The sequence below is a fragment of the Brevundimonas sp. RM1 genome (genome assembly GCF_052907225.1).
Genome location: NZ_JBRERY010000068.1, coordinates 1 through 1,478 on the forward strand (window position 1 = coordinate 1; position 1,478 = coordinate 1,478).

At 66.4% G+C, this 1,478-nt stretch carries 2 protein-coding genes; both read right to left on the reverse strand.

The annotated features are described in order from the left end of the window. Positions 1-300, reverse strand: a 300-nt coding sequence (locus tag ACU5AP_RS16245) for a biotin carboxylase N-terminal domain-containing protein (RefSeq protein ID WP_446681554.1), incomplete at its 3' end; no start/stop codon positions are given. Positions 301-475: 175 nt separating this feature from the next. After that, positions 476-1,378, reverse strand: a complete 903-nt coding sequence (locus ACU5AP_RS16250) for an enoyl-CoA hydratase-related protein (RefSeq protein WP_446681555.1) — start codon at positions 1,376-1,378, stop codon at positions 476-478. Positions 1,379-1,478 lie beyond the last annotated feature (100 nt).

Below are 1,478 nucleotides of genomic sequence, written 5' to 3' on the forward strand. Positions count from 1 at the left end.
GATGCCTGCCGCCGCCACCGCTTCGGCGAAGTCGGCGTTCTCGGACAGGAAGCCATAGCCGGGGTGAATGGCCTCCGCCCCCGTCGCCTTGGCCGCCGCCAGTACCTTGGCCGCATCCAGATAGGATTCGCGCGCCGCCGCCGGACCGATCAGCACCGCTTCATCAGCCTCGCGCACGTGCAGGGCGTTGGCGTCAGCCTCGGAATAGACGGCGATGGTGCGCAGGCCCATGCGACGAGCGGTGCGGAAGACGCGGCAGGCGATCTCGCCGCGATTGGCGACCAGGACGGATTTAAACATAGGGCGTTCCTAACCCTTCTCCCCTTGTGGGAGAAGGTGGCCCGCAAAGCGGGTCGGATGAGGGGTCTCGCAACGCTGAAATCGCGCGGTTCAGAAGCAGACGGACAAGGCGAAGCAACCCCTCATCCGTCATGCTCCGCATGACACCTTCTCCCACAAGGGGAGAAGGACGAAATTACTGCGCCCAGTTGGCCGGACGCTTGTCCAGAAACGCGCGGACGCCTTCCTGACCCTCGACCGAGACGCGGGCGCGGGCGATGCGCTTGGCGGTCTCTTCCAGCAGGCGGTTGTCGATCTCTTCGCCCGCCACGTCGTTCACCAGGCGCTTGGCGTCGCCCATGGCGCCCGGCGCATTGGCCGACAGGCTGTCGGTCAGCATGGAGATGAACTCGTCCACCGAACCTTCAGGCAGGACCATGTCGATCAGCCCCGCATGGGCCGCGTAATCGGCGTCGAAGATGTTGGCCGTCAGGAACAGTTGGCGGGCGCGGCGCGCGCCGACCGCCTCGATGACATAAGGGGCGATGGTCGCCGGGATCAGGCCCAGCTTGACCTCCGAGAAGGCGAAGCGCGTCCCCTCGACGGCCACGGCCATGTCGCAGGCGGCGACGATGCCCGCCCCGCCGCCCATGGCCGCGCCCTCGACCAGGGCCACCGTCAGGGCCGGCACGTCGTGCAGGGCCTTGAGCATCTTGGCCAGCCCCATGGCGTCGTCGCGGTTGTCGCTCTCGGACCAGTCGGCGGCCGAGCGCATCCAGTTCAGGTCGGCGCCCGCACTGAACGTTCCGCCCGCGCCGCGGATGAAGACCACGCGCACCTTGTCGGCGCCGTGCAGGGTCTCGAACGCTTCATAGAGGGCGGCGATGGTCGCTGCGTCGAAAGCGTTCCTCTTCTCGGGACGGTTGATGGTGACGAAAACCACTCCGTCGGCCGTGGCGTCGATCTGCACCAGATCGTCGTTGGCGTCCGGCGCCGCATCGGCGACGAAGGGGTGTGCGATGGCGTTCATCTCCGCCGCCTCGGCGTCGGTGATGTCCAGAGCGTTCAGCTCTTCTTCGGTCGGCTTCTGGTCAGTCATGATGGGCTCCTTGGCCGATAGAACGCTTCAAACGTCATCCCTCTCCCCCTCGCTGGGGAAGAAGGTGATTAAACAGGATCGCAGCGGTTGGCGCGAACGG